This is a genomic window from Synechococcus sp. CS-1329 (genome assembly GCF_025128055.1).
Classification (GTDB): Bacteria; Cyanobacteriota; Cyanobacteriia; order PCC-6307; family Cyanobiaceae; genus Regnicoccus_A.
Window position 1 is genome coordinate 58,866 of sequence record NZ_JAHLYS010000040.1, and the last position, 17,477, is coordinate 76,342.

13 protein-coding genes and 1 tRNA gene are annotated in these 17,477 nt (G+C 66.6%); 9 read left to right on the top strand and 5 right to left on the bottom strand.

The features are described from left to right. Window positions 1-5 precede the first annotated feature (5 nt). Window positions 6-503, bottom strand: a complete 498-nt coding sequence (locus tag KQ304_RS10420) for an HNH endonuclease (protein ID WP_259737019.1) — start codon at window positions 501-503, stop codon at window positions 6-8. A gap of 127 nt (window positions 504-630) precedes the next feature. Here KQ304_RS10420 and alr point away from each other — a divergent pair, with 127 nt between their 5' ends. Both alr and KQ304_RS10430 read left to right on the top strand, forming a co-directional pair. Continuing rightward, on the top strand, window positions 631-1,851 hold the full coding sequence (gene alr, locus KQ304_RS10425; RefSeq protein WP_259737020.1) for an alanine racemase: 1,221 nt from the start codon (window positions 631-633) through the stop codon (window positions 1,849-1,851). A 19-nt stretch (window positions 1,852-1,870) separates the two neighbouring features. Then, window positions 1,871-1,959, top strand: a tRNA-Ser gene (locus KQ304_RS10430). A 31-nt stretch (window positions 1,960-1,990) separates the two neighbouring features. Here KQ304_RS10430 and KQ304_RS10435 read toward each other — a convergent pair. Then, window positions 1,991-2,923 carry a class A beta-lactamase-related serine hydrolase gene (locus KQ304_RS10435; RefSeq protein ID WP_259737021.1) on the bottom strand — a complete coding sequence of 311 codons (933 nt, stop codon included), beginning with the start codon at window positions 2,921-2,923 and terminating at the stop codon, window positions 1,991-1,993. A 17-nt stretch (window positions 2,924-2,940) separates the two neighbouring features. Here KQ304_RS10435 and KQ304_RS10440 point away from each other — a divergent pair, with 17 nt between their 5' ends. Next, window positions 2,941-3,672 (top strand): C40 family peptidase, encoded by a 732-nt coding sequence (locus KQ304_RS10440; protein WP_259737022.1) that lies wholly within the window; start codon window positions 2,941-2,943, stop codon window positions 3,670-3,672. A gap of 63 nt (window positions 3,673-3,735) precedes the next feature. Continuing rightward, complete coding sequence (locus tag KQ304_RS10445; RefSeq protein ID WP_259737023.1) at window positions 3,736-4,707, top strand: glycosyltransferase family 2 protein; 972 nt, start codon at window positions 3,736-3,738, stop codon at window positions 4,705-4,707. Here the strand turns inward: KQ304_RS10445 and KQ304_RS10450 are convergent. Continuing rightward, window positions 4,665-5,183, bottom strand: a complete 519-nt coding sequence (locus KQ304_RS10450) for a hypothetical protein (protein ID WP_259737024.1) — start codon at window positions 5,181-5,183, stop codon at window positions 4,665-4,667. The two genes, KQ304_RS10445 and KQ304_RS10450, sit on opposite strands and share 43 nt — an antisense overlap. A gap of 92 nt (window positions 5,184-5,275) precedes the next feature. On the opposite strand from KQ304_RS10450, the gene KQ304_RS10455 reads away from it, so the two are divergent. The 3 genes from KQ304_RS10455 to KQ304_RS10465 all read left to right on the top strand — a co-directional run bounded on the left by KQ304_RS10455 (window position 5,276) and on the right by KQ304_RS10465 (window position 9,261). Then, complete coding sequence (locus KQ304_RS10455) at window positions 5,276-5,392, top strand: photosystem I reaction center subunit VIII (RefSeq protein ID WP_259737025.1); 117 nt, start codon at window positions 5,276-5,278, stop codon at window positions 5,390-5,392. A gap of 47 nt (window positions 5,393-5,439) precedes the next feature. After that, window positions 5,440-5,937, top strand: coding sequence for a photosystem I reaction center subunit XI (locus KQ304_RS10460; protein ID WP_259737026.1), 498 nt, complete (start codon window positions 5,440-5,442; stop codon window positions 5,935-5,937). A gap of 189 nt (window positions 5,938-6,126) precedes the next feature. Beyond that, window positions 6,127-9,261 (top strand): efflux RND transporter permease subunit, encoded by a 3,135-nt coding sequence (locus KQ304_RS10465; protein ID WP_259737027.1) that lies wholly within the window; start codon window positions 6,127-6,129, stop codon window positions 9,259-9,261. 71 nt (window positions 9,262-9,332) lie between these two features. On the opposite strand, the gene psaB is transcribed toward KQ304_RS10465, so the two are convergent. Continuing rightward, the gene (gene psaB, locus KQ304_RS10470; RefSeq protein WP_259737028.1) at window positions 9,333-11,555 is read right to left on the bottom strand and encodes a photosystem I core protein PsaB; all 2,223 of its coding nucleotides are present in this window, start codon (window positions 11,553-11,555) and stop codon (window positions 9,333-9,335) included. Window positions 11,556-11,576: 21 nt separating this feature from the next. Continuing rightward, the gene (gene psaA / locus KQ304_RS10475) at window positions 11,577-13,880 is read right to left on the bottom strand and encodes a photosystem I core protein PsaA (protein WP_259737029.1); all 2,304 of its coding nucleotides are present in this window, start codon (window positions 13,878-13,880) and stop codon (window positions 11,577-11,579) included. 462 nt (window positions 13,881-14,342) lie between these two features. On the opposite strand from psaA, the gene KQ304_RS10480 reads away from it, so the two are divergent. After that, the gene (locus tag KQ304_RS10480; RefSeq protein WP_259737030.1) at window positions 14,343-15,692 is read left to right on the top strand and encodes a hypothetical protein; all 1,350 of its coding nucleotides are present in this window, start codon (window positions 14,343-14,345) and stop codon (window positions 15,690-15,692) included. Beyond that, complete coding sequence (gene cobJ / locus KQ304_RS10485; protein ID WP_259737031.1) at window positions 15,689-17,461, top strand: precorrin-3B C(17)-methyltransferase; 1,773 nt, start codon at window positions 15,689-15,691, stop codon at window positions 17,459-17,461. The genes KQ304_RS10480 and cobJ overlap by 4 nt, the downstream gene beginning before the upstream one ends. Window positions 17,462-17,477 lie beyond the last annotated feature (16 nt).

Genomic DNA, 17,477 nt, shown 5'->3' on the forward strand with positions numbered 1-17,477 from the left:
AGGCCCTAAGCCCCGATCACGTACTTGGCCCACTCCTGGCGACCGGAGCGGATGTGGCGGGTGGCCTCGAAGTAGAGGGTGCTCACCGGCCGCCGCGGCACCCGGGCCAGGGGCATGGCCGCTTCCCGGGGGGTGCGGCTGCCCTTGCGCACATTGCAGCGCAGACAGGCTGTGGTGACGTTCTCCCAGGTGTCGGTCCCGCCGCGGCTGCGGGGGATCACGTGATCGATCGAGAGTTGCTCACCCTGGTAGCCGCAGTACTGACAGCTGTGGCTGTCGCGCTGGAACACGTTGCGGCGGGTGAGTGGCAACTGTTTGAAAGGCACCCGCACGAACTGACGCAGGCGGATCACCGATGGAAGCAGCATCTCACCACGGATGGGGTGATTGGAATCGTGCTCAAGGCCTTCGGCCTTGCCCTTGAGCAGCATCACCGTGGCCCGACGCCAACTGGTGATGTTCAGAGGCTCGTAGGACGCATTCAGGACCAGAACCTGGCTCACGGCGCGTGGTCCACGGACGGGGTGCCACATCCCCAGATGGCTGCCATGCTAACGGGTCTTAGCCTTCTGACACGAGATTGGCCCTACGGTTCAGCTCGGAGTCAGCCCGCTGTGATACTCGCCTGAGATGGCACCGAAGCTCAAGTTCAGCCAACCACGGCCCGTTGGGGATCCCCTGAAGTTCGTGGCAGCCGGGCTGCATCCGCGCCAGCGGGCCTGGGTGGAGGTGGATGAGGCCGCCATCGAGCACAACGCCAGGGCCCTGGGCCGCTGGCTGGCACCGGACTCGTCGCTGATGGCAGTGGTCAAAGCCGATGGCTATGGCCATGGCGCCGCCCCGGTGGCGCGTGCGGCTTTGGCGGGCGGCGCCACCTCCCTCGGAGTGGCCACCCTGCAGGAAGGCATCGAGTTGCGCCAGGCGGGCCTGGAGACGCCGCTGCTGGTGATGGGAAACCTGACCCAGCCCGAGGAACTGCGCAGCTGCCTGGAGTGGGAGCTCATGCCCACCATCAGCGGCATGCGCGAGGCCCTGCTCTGCCAGAACCTGGCCAGTGGCAGTGGGCGCTCCATGGCCCTGCATCTCAAGCTCGACACCGGCATGGCCCGGCTGGGGGTGGACTGGGGCGACGGGGTCAGACTGCTGCAGGCCCTGCTCGGGCTGGAGGCGGTGCAGCTGGCGGGGGTCTACTCCCACCTGGCCGATGCCGACGCTCCCGACCCGGGAGGGGGCGGCCTGACCGCTCTGCAGCAGGAGCGTTTCGAGAGCATGCTGCGCGGCGCCGGCGAGCTGGGGCTGGCCACCGGAGTGCGCCATCTGGCCAATTCCGCCGGCACCCTGCGCAGCCGCCAGCTCCACTACGACCTGGTGCGGGTGGGACTGGCGCTCTACGGGCAGACACCCGCCGAGCACCTCAGCCAGACGGTGCCGCTGCGGCCCGCCATGAGCGTGCGGGCGAGGGTGTGCCTGATCCGCGAGGTGCCGGCTGGGGTGGGGGTGAGCTACGGCCACAGCTACACCACCCGGCGCCCCAGTCGGCTGGCGGTGGTCACGATCGGCTACGCCGATGGCGTGCCCCGGCTGCTCAGCAACCGGCTGGAGGTGCTCTTCGCCGGGCGCCGGCTGGCCCAGGTGGGGGCCATCACCATGGATCAGTTGCTGATCGATGCCACCGAGGCTCCCGAACTGGAGGTGGGCTCGGTGGTCACCCTCCTGGGCCACGACGGCGACGAGCGCATCAGCCCCCAGGACTGGGCCCGGGCCAGTGGCACCATCCCCTGGGAAATTCTCTGCGGCTTCAAACATCGCCTGCCTCGGCTGCTCCTGGGCGAGACGGAGCACGATCGCTGATAAGCTCTGCTGGCCCCCTGGAGAGGTGGCTGAGTGGTTGAAAGCGGCTCCCTGCTAAGGAGTTACAGGAGGCAACTTCTGTCGAGGGTTCGAATCCCTCCCTCTCCGTTCCAAGATCCCGGCTCTCGCCCGCTGATGTTCAGCCCGGCTCAGTGGCTCCACTGAGCCGGCGGCTCAGCTCGGGCAGCAGCTGCTCATCGGCGGCACGCTCCGCCCCTTCACTGAAGATCACCAGCAGGAAGGGATCACGGTCTGGGATCTCCACATAGGCCGCGTCATGGCGGGCCTGGCTCATCCAGCCGGCCTTGCTCCACAGCCGGGCAGCGGCGGGCAGGCCAGCTCCGATGAACCCATCCACCTGGTTCTCCGGATCCGCCGCCCGCAGCTCGGGATCGAGGGAGCGACTCAGCAGCGCACGCATGCGCGCACATGCCGGGGGCGACACCAGGCCCCCCGCCATGATCCCGTGCAGCAGTCGGGCCGTGGCATCGGTGCTGAGCCGGTTGCGATTCTGCAACTCCGGTCCATAGAACTGCCGCTCCCGTCCGTAGGGACCATCCCCCCAGGTCTTCTGGCAGACGTTGCAACCCTCGAACTCGCTCCAGCCCTGGGAGGCATACCACTGGTTCACCAGTTGACGGCCCTCCATCCAGGCCCTCAGCGGTCGCTCGGGCAGATCGGGGCCACTGGTGGTGCCCGTGAGCCAGTCCACCAGCACGGCGGTGGCGTCGTTGCTGGAGTCGCGGATCATGTCGGCCATCGCCCGGCGCAGCTCAGCGCCGTCTTCAAGCAGCTGGCGCTGCAGCCAGGCTTCGGTGGCCGCCAGATAAAACAGCTTGACCACACTGGCCGGATAGCGGTGCCTGGAGCCGGCCCAGGCGGCCCCCGGCACCGACGGGAGCCAGTTTCCCGACGATTCATTGGCCTCAGCCGCGTCGATCAGGCTGCGGGGGTAACGCAACCAGGTGATCGAGACCTGGGAGCCAAGGCCGGGGCGCCCCTGGAATTCCAGGGCCCGAAGTTGATCCTCGAGCATCGCTCCCATCGCCGCATCGGGGCTGTAGAACGCCATCGGTACCGTCGTCTGCCATGGAGAGCGTAGGAACCGCTGTGAGCGCCGAAGGGCTGCAGGCGGGTCGCTGCTGGCGACTGATCGCCGACATCAATGGCCACGCCCGCTCCAGCGGCCCGGGGCTGGCCACCCAGGCCCGCCGTGGCCGCAGGCTGCAACTGCTCAACCAGCGCCAGGGAAACCGGCTGCTGGTGCGCCTGCTGGAGGATGGCTATCCCTGCTGGGTGGAGATCAGCGACCTGCTGGAGCGGGCCATCCCTGCCCTGCCCAGTCGGCCCCTGCCCCTGGGGGAGGGCCGCATCAACGCTCTCCTGCCGGAGGTGATGGCCTTTGCCGAGCGGGCCCGGCAGCAGCCCAACCACTACCTCTGGGGCGGCAGCCTCGGTCCCGACTACGACTGCTCGGGCTTCGTGCAGAGCGCCTTCGCCAGCGCAGGGATCTGGATCCCCCGGGATGCCTACCAGCAGGAGCGTTTCTGTCAGCCGGTGGCGGTGCGCCCTGGGGTTTTCGCGCTGCTGCGGCCGGGGGATCTGATCTTCTTCGGCCGCCCCCAGCGCTGCAGCCATGTGGGGCTGTACCTGGGGGGAGGCCGCTACCTGCACAGTTCCGGTCAAGAGCATGGCCGTGATGGCCTCGGCATCGATCAGCTCAGTCCCGAGGCCGACCACCCCGTGTCGTGCCACTACCGCTCTGAACTGCGCGGCGCCGGGCGGGTGCACCGCTGTCATGACGGAACAAGCCTGCCCTGACCACGCCAGCCAGCCCTGAACCGCGGCTCCCGTAGGTTGCAGCATCGATGCAGCCCTGCCGCCATGACCGCGTCGCACGGCCCCGAGCTCTCGATCGTGATCCCTCTGTTCAACGAGGAGGAGAGCGTCGGCCTGCTGGTGGAGCAGGTGCTGGCCAGTCTCAGGCCCCTGGCTCGCCCCTTCGAGCTGGTGCTGGTCGACGACGGCTCCACTGACAGCACCCCGACCCGGCTGGAGGAACTGGCTGCAGCCACCCCTGAACTGGTGGCGGTGCTGCTGCGGCGCAATTACGGCCAGACCGCGGCGATGGCCGCCGGTTTCGATGCCAGCCACGGGGCCGTGATCGTCACCCTCGATGGCGATCTGCAGAACGATCCCGCCGACATTCCCCTGCTGCTGGACCGGCTTGAGCAGGGCTACGACCTGGTGAGCGGCTGGCGCCACCAGCGCCAGGATGCGGCCGTCAAACGCCTGCTCCCCTCCAAGATCGCCAACCGTCTGATCGCGCGGGTCACCGGGGTGCGCCTGCACGATTACGGCTGCTCCCTCAAGGCCTACCGCCGTGAGGTGGTGGCGGACATGAACCTCTACGGCGAGCTGCACCGCTTCCTGCCGGCGCTGGCCTTCATCGAGGGGGCACGCATCACCGAGGTGAAGGTGAATCACCACGCCCGACGTTTCGGCCAGAGCAAGTACGGCATCGATCGCACCTTCCGGGTGCTGATGGACCTGCTCACGGTCTGGTTCATGAAGCGCTTCCTCACCCGGCCGATGCACGTGTTCGGTTTCGGTGGCCTGGCCTGTCTGGCGATCGGCCTGGCGCTGGGCCTGATGCTGCTGGGCGAGAAGATTCTGTTCAATGCCGACGTGGGAACCCGCCCCCTGCTGATGGTGGCGGTGCTGGCGATCGTGGCCGGCATCCAGCTGTTCTGCTTCGGGCTGCTGGCGGAGCTGCAGATGCGCACATACCACGAAAGCCAGGGTCGGCCGATCTACCGAGTGCGCAGCACGTTGCGCGGCAGCCTGGCGGGCTGAGCCGGGGCCGCCGCCAGGGTCGTTCGTCCTCGGAAGCCCTCGATCCCCTCGGCCGCCAGGGCCGCCACGCGGGGGTCGGGATCGAAGCGAGCGCGCCTGAGCAGGGGCAGGCTGGCCCGATCGCCCCAGGCCAGGCAGGCGGCCAGTGCCGCCAGCCGCTCGTCCTCACGGCCGGCGGCAGCGGCGCGAAGGGCGGCGAGCAGCTGTTGGCGCCGCTGCGGTTCCAGAAACCCGGCCGGCTGAGGATCTATCGACCAGGCGATGGCCCCCGCCGTCCCAGCCGCCTCAGGAGCGGCTGGGACGGCGGGAACGGTTGTGGCAGCTGGCGCGACTGGTCGAACGACCTGCTCAAGCTGGGCCCGGTTGATCGCGGCGACAGCCCTGACGTCATTGAGGGAGGGGCGCGGAGTGCTGCGGCGCCGCAGCAGCCAGAACAGCAGCAGCAGCGCCGCGGCGGCGGGAAGGGCCTGCTGCATCGGATTGAATTTTTATGTCGCAACGGCAGGCCGACAAAGCCTGCCCTGCAGTGATCTTTACAGTACCGGCGGTTGCTGTATTGGCCCTCGCCATGACTGGAGAATTCGCTGCCGCCTGGCTGCCCTCGTTGTTGGTCCCCATGGTGGGGATTCTCGGCCCTGCCGTGGCCATGGCCCTGCTGTTCAACGTGATCGAAGCGCGCGACTGAGCGCCTCGCCCGTTCTTCTGCCCTTCGTTCCCACCACGAGCCCGCCCATGACCGTGACCGTGCATCCCGTGGCCGACCCCACCGTCGGCAATCTCGCCACCCCCATTAACACCAGCTACTTCACCAAAGCGTTCCTGAACGCTTTGCCCGCTTATCGCCCGGCGCTGTCCCCCAACCGCCGCGGCCTGGAAGTGGGAATGGCCCACGGGTTCTTCCTCTACGGACCCTTCGCCCTCACCGGCCCCCTGCGGCACACGGAGTACGCCACCACCGCTGGACTGCTGGCCACCATCGGCCTGGTGACGATCCTGACGATCTGCCTGTCGATCTACGGCACCGCCGGCACCGGCCCCAACGTGCAGCCCCCCGACGCAACGATCGACAATCCCCCCGCTGATCTATTCACAAAGGCCGGCTGGGCTGAATTCGCCAGCGGTTTCTGGCTGGGTGGCTGCGGTGGAGCCGCCTTCGCCTGGTTCCTGGCCAGCACGGCTCTGGTTTCCCCCCTGGTCGACCTCATCGGCGGCGGCTGGAGCGGCGGCTGAGCCGCAGCCCATAACGGTCTGAATCTCACAACCCGCCAGGCACACCCTAGGCACACCCTCCGGGTTGTCCCAGGCCCCGCTTCGGCGGGGTTTTTTCATGGTCAGAGGTCCGCGCAGGCCTGAGCGCAGAACCCAGGGGCAGGGGCAGGGCAGGCAGACTCCCCGGACATGCCACGAGCAGACGTTTCGATGTCGGTCTCTGATCCCTTCCTGCGCCGACCGGTGCTCACCCTGGTGGTGAGCGTGCTGATCGTGATGGCCGGCCTGCTCAGCCTGCCGGGACTGCAGGTGGAGAGCCTGCCTCCGATCGCTCCGGTGCGGGTGAACGTGCGCGCCAGCTATCCCGGAGGCGGGGCCCTGGCCGTGGAGCAGGGGGTGACCACTCCGCTGGAGCGACAGCTGAACGGGCTGGAGCGACTGGAGAGCATCCGCTCCACCAGTTCCGCCAACGGCAGCTCGATCACCCTCACCTTCGAGGGGGGCAATCCCGAGCTCAACCAGATCAATGCCCAGAACGAAGCCGTTCTGGTGAACCGGCGGCTGCCGCCCGAAGTGGCCCGGCTGGGCGTGCAGGTGCGCCGCAGCTCCGATGACCTGCTGATGGTGATCAGCTTCAGCACCCCGAAGGGGATGTACAGCGATGCCTTCCTCAGCGGCTGGCTGGATCAGCGCCTCAGGGATGAGTTGCAGCGGGTGCCGGGGGTGGGCAACGTGGCCGTCGCCGGCGGCAGTGAACTGGCGTTTCGGATCTGGCTGGATCCGGTGGCCCTGGAGCAGCGCAACCTCACCATCAGCGATGTCGAAGACGCGCTGGAGGAGCAGAACGTCCTCGCCGCCCTGGGTCAGGTGGGCGCTGCCCCCAGCCCGGCGGATCAGGAGATCACCCTGCCCCTGGAGATGGAGGGACGGCTGCGCAGCGCCGGAGAACTGGAGGGCCTGGTGGTGAGCCGGGCCAGCAATGGCGGAGTGGTGCAGCTCAAGGATGTGGGGCGGGTGGTGCTCGATGAGGAGAGCTTCGAGAGCACTGCCATGAACCTGGCCGGCCAGCCCACCCTGGCGGTGCTGATCTTCCAGCGCGACGGCAGCAATGCCCTGGAGGTGAGCAAAGCCGTGAACGCCGCGCTGAGCCAGCTGGAGCCCGACTTCCCCCTGGGGGTAGAGCTGCAGCGCATCGTCGATGTGGCCGACAGTGTGCGCGAGAGCATCGATCTCACCTGGAGCAGCCTGCGCGACGCGGTGTTGCTGGTGTTGCTGGTGCTGGTGCTGGCGCTGGGCAACAGCCGCCTGGCGGCCATCACCGCCGTGGCGGTGCCCGTGGCCCTGGTGGGCAGCTTCACGATCCTGCGCCTCACCGACAGCTCGATCAACACCCTCAGCCTGTTCGGCATGGTGCTGGCCACAGGTCTGGTGGTGGATGACGCCATCGTGGTCAGCGAAGACATCGGCCGCCGGCTGGAGCAAGGGGAGCCACCCTGGCGAGCGGCGAAAAACGCCATGCAGGAGCTGGGCAGTGCCGTGATCGCCACCTCCCTGGTGTTGGTGGTGGTGTTCCTGCCGGTGCTGGCCATGCCCGGCAGCGTGGGCCGGCTCTATCAGCCGATCGCCATCACGATCAGCGCCACGATCCTCTTCTCCACCATCAATGCCCTCACCTTCACACCGGTGGCTTCCAGCTGGCTGCTGCAACACGGCTGGACGGAACCACGCTGGCTGCGCCGGCTGCTGGATCGCCCCCAGCGCTGGATCCATCAACTCGGCGAGCAGTACGGCCGGGCCCTGGACCGCAGTTTCCGCTGGCGGCGGCGGATCCTGGTGGGATTGCTGGGTGGCCTGATCCTGGCGGGCTGGGGCCTGGGGCAGCTGCCCACAGCTTTCATCCCCCAGGAAGACGACAGCCAGATCCGCGGCGTGGTGATACTGCCTGGCGGGGCCTCGATCCAGCGCACCGAAGCGGTGATGGAGCAGGTGCGGCAGTTGGTGACCAGCGAACCGCTGGTGCGGGTGGGCAACTTCTACTCAGGGCGCTCCTTCGGCGACAGCGCCCCGAACCGAGGCATCTTTTTCCTGCGCCTGCAACCGCTGAAGGAGCGGGGATCCCGGCCGGAGAACAGCAGCGAGGCGGTGGCTGAGCGGCTCTCCCAGCGCCTGCGCAGCTCCATCAACGAGGCCACGGTGCTGGTGAGCGTGCCGCCGGTGGTGAGGGGATTCAGCAGTGAAGGGGGACTGGAGCTGGAGCTGCTGGATCTCAGCGGAGGCCGTCTCAGCCTGAGCGACTTCGAGCAGGCCACCGGCGAATTCATCGCCGCCGCCAACGCCACAGGCGACTTCCAGAGGGTGGGCACACGCTTCAGTGCCGATTCACCGCAACTGCGCCTGGAACCCGACCGGTTGCGCATGGCTTCGCTCGGGGTGGACCTCGACACGGTGGTGAGCACGATCGGCGCCAGCATCGGCAGCAGCTACGTCAACGACACCTTCGAAGGTGAGCGGGTCAGGCGGGTGATCGTGCAGCTGGATGGGGCCTACCGGCGTACGGCGGAGGACGTGCTGGCTCTGGAGGTGCGCAGCCAGGACGGGAATCTGGTGCCCCTGCGTGAGCTGGCCACTCTGCGGCAGGACAGCGGCCCGACGGTGATCAACCACAGCCGCCTGGCCCGATCGATCACCGTTCAGGCTCTGCCGAAAGCAGGTCTGAGCACAGGCCAGGCGATCCAGAGACTGGAGGCGGTGAAGCAGGAGCTGGCCAACCCCGTGATCGCCCTGGAGTGGGTGGGGCTGGCCAAGGAGGAGCGGCAGGCGGGGGGGCGCACCTGGCAGCTGTTCGCCCTGGGAATGGTGGTGGTGTTTCTGGTGCTGGCTGGTCTCTACGAGAGCTTCCTCGATCCGCTGATCATCCTGATCACGGTGCCCCTGGCCCTGCTGGGCGCCCTGCTGGGCCTGGCCGGCCGCGGACTCTTCCTCGACATCTATGCCCAGGTGGGCATGCTAGTGCTGGTGAGCCTGGCCGCCAAGAACGGCATCTTGATCGTTGAATTCGCCAACCAGCGGCTCAAGGAAGGCCTGGGTCTGCGCGAGGCGGTGGAAGAAGCGGCGGTCAGCCGCCTGCGCCCGATTCTGCTCACCGCTCTCTCGTCGCTGGCCGGATTCCTGCCCCTGCTGCTGGCCACCGGAGCTGGAGCCGCCAGCCGGATCAGCATCGGCACGGTGGTCTTCTACGGGCTGCTGGTCTCCACCGGCCTGACCCTGTTCGTGGTGCCGGTGGTGTACCTGGAGGTGAAGCTGTTGGAGGGCCGTCGCTGGTGGCCAGGGAACAAGAGCGCATAAAAAAACCCCCGGAGAATCTCCGGGGGTGAGTTGTTAGAGGTGCGTCCCTCGGGATGGCTGATCCTCAGGGATCAGCCGAACTTGCCTGATGTGGAAGCGATCAGGAAGGCTCCGTAGGTGAGGATGTAGCCCACTGTGAAGTGAGCCAGACCAACCACGCGGGCCTGGACGATCGAGAGAGCCACGGGCTTGTCGCGCCAGCCAACCAGGTTGGCGAGCGGGGTGCGCTGGTGAGCCCAGACGATGGTTTCAATCAGCTCCTGCCAGTAACCGCGCCAGGAGATGAGGAACATGAAACCGGTGGCCCACACCAGGTGACCGAACAGGAACATCCAGGCCCAGACGGCCAGGTTGTTCGAGCCGAACGGATTGTAGCCGTTGATCAACTGGGAGCTGTTCAGCCAGAGGTAGTCGCGGAACCAGCCCATCAGATAGGTGCTGGATTCGTTGAACTGAGCCACGTTGCCCTGCCAGATGGCGAGGTGCTTCCAGTGCCAGTAGAAGGTGACCCAGCCGACGGTGTTCAGAGCCCAGAAGACCGACAGGTAGAAGGCGTCCCAGGCTGAGATGTCGCAGGTGCCGCCACGGCCGGGGCCGTCGCAGGGGAAGGAATAGCCGAAGTCCTTTTTGTCGGGCATCAGCTTGGAACCCCGGGCATCCAGGGCACCCTTCACCAGGATCAAGGTGGTGGTGTGCAGTCCAAGCGCGATGGCGTGGTGAACAAGGAAGTCACCAGGGCCGATCTGCAGGAACAGCGAGTTGGTGCCTGAGTTGAGACTCTCCAGCCAACCGGGAAGCCAGACGGCTCCGGAGTTGGGCCAGGCGGTGGAAGCGATGCTCTCGGAATTGGAGAGCAGGACGTCCATGCCGTAAAGGGCTTTCCCGGAGGAAGCCTGCACGAACTGAGCGAACACCGGCTCCACCAGGATCTGCTTCTCGGGGGTACCGAAGGCGACCACCACGTCGTTGTGGACGTAGAGACCCAGGGTGTGGAATCCGAGGAACAGGGAGACCCAGCTCAGGTGACTGATGATCGCTTCTTTGTGCTCCAGCATCCGAGCAAGGACGTTGTCCTTGTTGGCCTCGGGGTCGTAGTCACGGATGAAGAAGATCGCACCGTGGGCGAAGGCACCGCACATCAGGAAGATGGCGATGTACTGGTGGTGGGTGTACAGAGCAGCCTGCGTTGTGTAGTCCTTAGCGATGAACGCATAGGACGGCAGTGCATACATGTGCTGCGCCACCAAGCTCGTGATCACACCCAGCGAAGCCAGGGCCAGACCGAGCTGGAAGTGAAGCGAGTTGTTGATGGTGTCGTACAGACCCTTGTGGCCGGCACCGAGGTCGCCAGGAGTTCCCTTGGGGGGATTGTGGGCCTCGAGAATTTCACGGATCGAGTGACCGATCCCGAAATTGGTGCGGTACATGTGGCCGGCAATCACGAAGATGCAGCCAATCGCCAGGTGGTGGTGGGCGATGTCCGTGAGCCACAGGGCCTCGGTCTGGGGCTGGAAACCACCCAGGAAGGTGAGGATCGCAGTGCCGGAGCCTTCTGAAGTGCCGAACACCTGATTGAGGGTGTCGGGATTCTGGGCGTAAACGCCCCAGTTACCGGTGAAGAACGGAGCCAGACCGGCGGGGTGAGGCAGGACGTTCAGGAAGTTGTCCCAACCAACGTGCTGTCCGCGGGATTCAGGAATCGCCACGTGAACCAGGTGACCGGTCCAGGCGATGGAGCTGAAGCCGAAGAGAACGGCGAGGTGGTGGTTGAGGCGGGATTCAGCGTTCTTGAACCAGGCCAGGGAAGGCAGGAACTTGGGCTGAAGGTGGAGCCAACCAGCGAACAGCGCCCAGGCCGACAGGATCATCATGAAGATGGAACCCTGATACAGCTCGACGTTGGTCGTCATGCCGATGGTGTACCACCAGTGGTACAGACCGGAATACGCAATGTTGACCGGGGAGGTGGCTCCCGCCTGGGTGAAGGCGGTGATGGCCCCCTGGCCGAAGTGCGGATCCCAGATCGCGTGAGCGATAGGGCGGACGTGCAGTGGATCGGCGACCCACTGTTCGAAGTTGCCCTGCCAGGCGATATGGAACAGGTTGCCCGAAACCCAGAGGCCGATGATCGCCAGGTGACCGAAATGGGTGGAGAAGAGCTTTTGGTAAAGCTTCTCCTCCGTCATTCCGTCATGGCTCTCGAAGTCGTGAGCCGTGGCGATGCCGTACCAAATACGGCGGGTTGTCGGGTCCTGTGCCAGACCCTGGCTGAACGAAGGAAATTTCGTTGCCATTGGGAAAGGTCAGGTGTGAGGTCAGCCGACCGCGATGAGTCGGGACAGGAAGAAGGCCCAGGTGGTAGCGATACCTCCCAGGAGATAGTGGGCAACGCCTACGGCACGGCCCTGGGTGATGCTCAGCGCACGGGGCTGGATGGCGGGTGCCACCTTCAGCTTGTTGTGAGCCCAGACGATGGACTCAATCAGCTCCTGCCAGTAGCCGCGGCCACTGAAGAGGAACATCAGGCTGAAGGCCCAGACGAAGTGGGCGCCGAGGAACATCAGGCCGTAAGCACTGGAGGACGAGCCGTAGCTGTTGATCACCTGTGCGGCCTGAGCCCAGAGGAAATCACGCAGCCAGCCATTGATGGTGATGGCGCTCTGCGCGAAGTTCCCGTTCGTGATGTGCTGGACGCTGCCGTCCGCATTCACGGTGCCCCAGACATCGCTCTGCATCTTCCAACTGAAGTGGAAGATCACAATAGAGATGGAGTTGTACATCCAGAAGAGGCCGAGGAACACGTGGTCCCAAGCCGAAACCTGGCAGGTACCGCCACGGCCGGGGCCGTCGCAGGGGAAGCGGAAGCCCAGGTTGGCCTTGTCGGGAACAAGCCTGGAGCTGCGGCTGTAAAGCACGCCCTTCAGCAGGATCAGCACGGTGACGTGGATCGTGAAGGCGTGAATGTGGTGGACCATGAAGTCGGCCGTTCCCAGGGGGATCGGACCGGCAGCCACCTTGCCGCCAACGGCGACGACGGCACCGTTGAACACTTCACTGACACCGGCCAGCGCATTGGGTGCGGTGGAACCGGCGGCGGCGGCGTGCAGACCTTGAATCCATTGAGCGAAGACAGGCTGTAGCCGAATGGAGGTGTCACTGAACATGTCCTGGGGACGACCCAGGGCACGCATGGTGTCGTTGTGGATATAGAGGCCGAAGCTGTGGAATCCCAGGAAGATGCACACCCAGTTGAGGTGGCTGATCAGGGCATCCCGAGCCTTGAGCACCCGATCCAGCACGTTGTCCACATGCAGGGCGGGGTCGTAATCGCGGATGAGTGCGATGGCCGCGTGGGCACCGGCTCCAACGATGATGAAGCCGCCGATCCACATGTGGTGGGTGAAGAGCGACACTTGCGTTGGATAGTCGATCCCGATGTACGGGTAGGGCGGCATCGCATACATGTGATGCGCCACGATGATGCTCAGCGAACCGAGCAGGGCCAGGTTCACGGCCAACTGGGCATGCCAGGAGGTGGTCATGAACTCAAACAGGCCATCGTGACCCTTCGGAGCCGGGAACAGCAGGGGATCACCCTTCTGGCCTTCCAGGATCTCCTTGATGCTGTGACCGATACCCCAGTTGGTGCGGTATTGGTGGCCAGCAACGATGAACAGCACCGCGATCGCCAGGTGGTGATGGGCGATGTCAGTCATCCAGAGGCTGCCGGTGACAGGATTCAGCCCACCTTTGAAGGTGAGGAAATCGCTGTAGGCGGCCCAGTTGCCAGTGAAGAAAGCAGAGAGACCCGCGCCGAAACCTGGGTACAGCTGGGTCAGAAGATCCAGGTTCAGGAATTCGTGAGGGAGGGGGATGTCCGCCACCGAAGCGATGGTCTTGCCGTCGAGCACCAGCGGCTGGCCGGCGTCGATGGCATCCATCAACTGAGTGGTGGGCAGGGACACATGCAGCAGGTGCCCGGTCCAGGACAGGGAGCCCAGGCCCAGCAGACCAGCCAGGTGGTGGTTGAGCATGGACTCAACGTTCTGGAACCACTCGAGCTTGGGGGCTGCCTTGTGATAATGGAAGACGCCTGCATTCAGCATCAGGCCAGCCATCACTAGGGCACCGATGGCGGTGCAGAGCAGCTGGAACTCGTTGGTGATACCCCAGGCTCTCCACACATGGAAGAGGCCTGAAGTGATCTGGATGCCGTGGAAGCCGGCGCCCACATCGGCGTTGAGAATTTCCTGGCCGAAAATGGGCCAGACCACCTGAGCACTGGGTTTGACGTGCAGGGGGTCGGCCAGCCAGCCGGTGTAGTTGGAGAAGCGGGCACCGTGGTAGAAGGCGCCGCTCAGCCAGATGAAAATGACGGCCAGATGGCCGAAGTGAGCGCTGAAGATCTTCCGGGAGACCTCTTCAAGATCGCTCGTGTGGCTGTCGAAATCGTGAGCGTTGGCGTGGAGGTTCCAAACCCAGGTGGTGGTTTTGGGACCTTTGGCGAGGGTGCGATCGAAGTGTCCGGGCTTGCCGAACAGCTCGAAGGTGGCCGGGTTGTTCACCCGGTCGACCTGGGCCTTCGCCGTTTTCCCACGCTCTGGTGGGCTGATGGTCATCGAGACGTTCCTCGAGGGACGGAGTCGAGGTGGAGGTCCACCCCTCCGGACCGGGCCAGAAGGCCAGGCCGGTGGGCCTCACGGCTCCGCGGGCAAGACCCTTGGAACCATGGGCAACAGTGCGGAGCGGTTCCGGAAAAGACCGAAAGCCACTGCCATCACTGGAGCTGGGGCCCCGATGAGGGGACCGCTGGCGGAAGTATAAGGGCGAGTTTCAAGCCCTTTGGGGGATAAGTAACAAAGGTTCAATCCGGCGCCACCCCTGTCTGGCACAGGGCTCTGACCACGGCTCTCTATCACTCATCAAGGGTGCGATAGTGCGCTTTCTTTATCCAATTCCCGACGGAGTTGGGGATACATTCGGCATCATTGTTTACCGATCCGAGGTCGGCTGGCCAAACTGTGCCCAGGGTTTCCGGCACCAGGGCCGTGGGCCGACATCGATCAGGAGCGGTGGGCATGGTGGCAGCGGGGCTTCGGGGCCTGGGGGCGATGCTCCTCTGCCTGGCCGTACTGCTGAGCGGAGGCTGGAGTCTGCGGCCGAGGCCCCAGGCGCCACCGCTCAGCAGCGGCAGCCCGGCCATGACCGGGAGTCTGCGCGAGGTGTCCCCACCCAAGGGCAGTCAGGCCCTGCGCCAGCGCCTGGCGGAGCACCAGCCCCGGCTGCGGATTCTGGCCCCGGCCGATGACACCGTGCTGCCTGTGGCGCCCTGGGCGCTGGAGCTGGCGCTTGATGACTGGCCTCTCACCGATGCAGGCGCTCTCGGTCTTGGCGCCCATCTGGTGGTGCAGCTGGATGACCAGGAGCCCCTGCGCCTCGGCCCCGACGCCGCCGGGACGCCAGTCAGTCAGGACAACCGCCTGAGCGTGGCGATGGCTCCCCTCAGCCCTGGCAGCCACCGCCTCACCATCTACGCGGCCCGACCCTGGGGCGAAGCGGTGAAGGATCCCGGCGCCGCCACGCAACTCCGCCTGCATGGCCTGGCCGCCAATCCCCTCAGTCAACCCCGCCGGGGCACCCCCCAGCTGGTGAGCAGCACCCCCAGCGATCTGATCCACCACGAGCCCGCGCTGATCGACTGGCTGTTGATCGATGCTCCCTTGCAGCGCCTGGCCGGGGATGGCTCGCTCTGGCGGCTGCGGGTGACCCTCAATGGCGACAGCTTCCAGGTGGATCGGCAGGAGCCGCTCTGGCTCACCGGCCTTCACCCCGGCAGCAACCCCCTGCAACTGGAGCTGCTGGACGGGCTGGGGGAGCCGCTGAATCCGCCCTTCAACAGCCTGGTTCAGAACCTGGAGATGCGCCCTGAATCCCCTCCTCCCTGGCAAAGGGCCTCCATCTCCGGCGAAGACCTGGAACGCCTGCTGGGTGAGCGGCCGGAGAACCCTGCCGAGGAGGTGGCAATGGAGACAGAGCCTGATCCAGAGGAGGTCAACTCTGATGTGGAGGAGGAGGAGCCTGTTGTTGAGCGGCGATCCGAACCTGAGGCGAGTCCTGACCCCGAGGACGCGGAAGACGACAGCTCCTTAGGGCCAGGGGCCACCATGGTCGAGCCGGTGCAGCCCATGAAACCAGCAGAACCGGCCGAGCCGACCGAGCCGCTGGCCGTGCCCGAGGCCAGCGAATGGCCAGCTTCGGAGGAACCACCGCTGGATGCCATCTCTGTTGAGGCGCCCTCCGATCTGGCCCCGGATCAGCCCGCCGAGGAGCTGCTGGCCGAGCCCGTGCTGGTGCCTGCAGGCGAGGTGGGTGGGGCCCCTGAAGCGAAGCCATCGGCACTGGAGCGGCTGCGTGCCAGGTTCGGGGGATGAGTGACTTCATCTGTTGGGGACTGGCCCTGAGCCGGGCCGGAGCCCCCGTGCTGGAGCGCCTGGATCAGGGCGGTCTGCTGCAGGTCCACCCCGAACCTGGCATCGGGGCCGCCGAGCTGCTCAGCCGCCACTGGAGTGAGGCGTCGGCCTTTGTGGTGGTGGGAGCCTGCGGGGCCGTGACCCGGCTGGTGGCCCCACTGCTGCAGGGCAAGGACCAGGACCCGGCGGTGGTGGTGGTGGATCCCCAGGGGCGCTTCGCCATCCCCCTGCTGGGGGGGCATGGGGCAGGAGCCGAATCACTCAGCCAGCGGGTGGCGGCCCTGCTGGGAGGCGAAGCGGTGCTCACGGGCGCCAGCAGTGGCAGCGGCCAGCTGGCTCTCGATCACTTCGGGCAGGCCTGGGGCTGGCGCAAGGGAGCGGGCGACTGGGATGCCCTGATGAAAGCCGCGGCCCGGGGCGAGCGGATCGCCGTGCGCCAGGAGAGCGGCTGCCCCGACTGGCAGGACCTGCAGGCCGCCGCACCCCTGCTGGGCTCGGCAGCGGAGGATCGACCGCTGCAGCTGGTGATCAGCTCCCGCCGGGGCCCCGGCTGTCGTTGGCATCCCCCCAGCCTCTGGCTGGGCCTCGGCTGCGAGCGCGACACCAGCCTCAGCCTGCTGGAACGCCTGCTGGAGCAGGCCCTCGATGCCGCCCAGCTGGCCCCGGAAGCCGTCGCCGGGCTGGCGAGCATCGATCGCAAAGGGGATGAACCGGCCCTGCTGGAACTGGCCCGCCGCCAGGGCTGGCCGCTGCGGCTGTTCAGTGCCGAGGCCCTCTCGGAGGTGCCGGTGCCCAGCCCATCCCAGGCCGTGCTCCGGGAAATGGGCACCGCCAGCGTGGCTGAAGCGGCCGCTCTGCTGGCCTCATCTCCCCGGCCGGAGCTGCTGCTGGAGAAGCGCATCGAGCGGGCCCAGCCAGGGGAACGCGGAGCCGCCACCCTGGCGGTGGCCCAGACGGCCGGGCAGTGGGCCCCGCAGCGGGGGCGGCTCCATCTGGTGGGCAGCGGCCCAGGGCAGCTCAGCCTGCTCACCCCTGACGCCCGCCTCGCCCTGGCCGAGAGCACGGTCTGGGTGGGCTATGGCCTCTACCTGGATCTGCTGGAGCCCCTGCGGCGCCCCGACCAGCTGCGCCGCGACGGCCAGCTCACCCAGGAGCGGGACCGCTGCCGCCTGGCCCTGGAGCTGGCTGATGCCGGGCTGAGTGTGGCGCTGGTGTCGTCAGGTGACAGCGGCATCTACGGCATGGCGGGGCTGGCCCTGGAGCTCTGGCTGGAGCGCGACCCCCGGACCAGACCCGTTTTCACGGTGCATCCCGGCCTCTCCGCCCTGCAGGTGGCCGCGGCCAGGGCCGGTGCCCCATTGATGCACGATTTCTGCACCATCAGCCTCAGCGACCGGCTCACCCCCTGGGCAACGATTGAGCAACGGCTGCGGGCCGCCGCCAGCGGCGATTTCGTAGTGGCGCTCTACAACCCCCGCTCCCTCGGTCGCGACTGGCAGCTGGGCCGGGCCCGGGAGCTGCTGCTGGAGGGACGCAGCGCCGAAACCCCCGTGGTACTGGCACGGCAACTGGGCCGGGCCGAAGAGAGCGTGCAGCTGTACAGCCTCGGGGAGCTGCCCCTGGAGCAGGTGGACATGCTCAGCCTGGTGCTGGTGGGCAACAGCACCTCCCGCCGCCAGGACGGAGTGATGGTGACCCCCCGGGGCTACCCGGGCGCCGAACTGAGCTGAGCCTGTCAGGGCTGAA

What these genes read in the sequence shown, in the direction of transcription:
- psaB (WP_259737028.1), bottom strand. Translation starts at nt 11,555, where the DNA reads ATGGCAACGAAATTTCCTTCGTTCAGCCAGGGTCTGGCACAGGACCCG.
- cobJ (WP_259737031.1), top strand. Translation starts at nt 15,689, where the DNA reads ATGAGTGACTTCATCTGTTGGGGACTGGCCCTGAGCCGGGCCGGAGCC.
- KQ304_RS10435 (WP_259737021.1), bottom strand. Translation starts at nt 2,923, where the DNA reads ATGGCGTTCTACAGCCCCGATGCGGCGATGGGAGCGATGCTCGAGGAT.
- KQ304_RS10450 (WP_259737024.1), bottom strand. Translation starts at nt 5,183, where the DNA reads ATGCAGCAGGCCCTTCCCGCCGCCGCGGCGCTGCTGCTGCTGTTCTGG.
- KQ304_RS10445 (WP_259737023.1), top strand. Translation starts at nt 3,736, where the DNA reads ATGACCGCGTCGCACGGCCCCGAGCTCTCGATCGTGATCCCTCTGTTC.
- alr (WP_259737020.1), top strand. Translation starts at nt 631, where the DNA reads ATGGCACCGAAGCTCAAGTTCAGCCAACCACGGCCCGTTGGGGATCCC.
- KQ304_RS10440 (WP_259737022.1), top strand. Translation starts at nt 2,941, where the DNA reads ATGGAGAGCGTAGGAACCGCTGTGAGCGCCGAAGGGCTGCAGGCGGGT.
- KQ304_RS10465 (WP_259737027.1), top strand. Translation starts at nt 6,127, where the DNA reads ATGTCGGTCTCTGATCCCTTCCTGCGCCGACCGGTGCTCACCCTGGTG.
- KQ304_RS10455 (WP_259737025.1), top strand. Translation starts at nt 5,276, where the DNA reads ATGACTGGAGAATTCGCTGCCGCCTGGCTGCCCTCGTTGTTGGTCCCC.
- KQ304_RS10460 (WP_259737026.1), top strand. Translation starts at nt 5,440, where the DNA reads ATGACCGTGACCGTGCATCCCGTGGCCGACCCCACCGTCGGCAATCTC.
- psaA (WP_259737029.1), bottom strand. Translation starts at nt 13,880, where the DNA reads ATGACCATCAGCCCACCAGAGCGTGGGAAAACGGCGAAGGCCCAGGTC.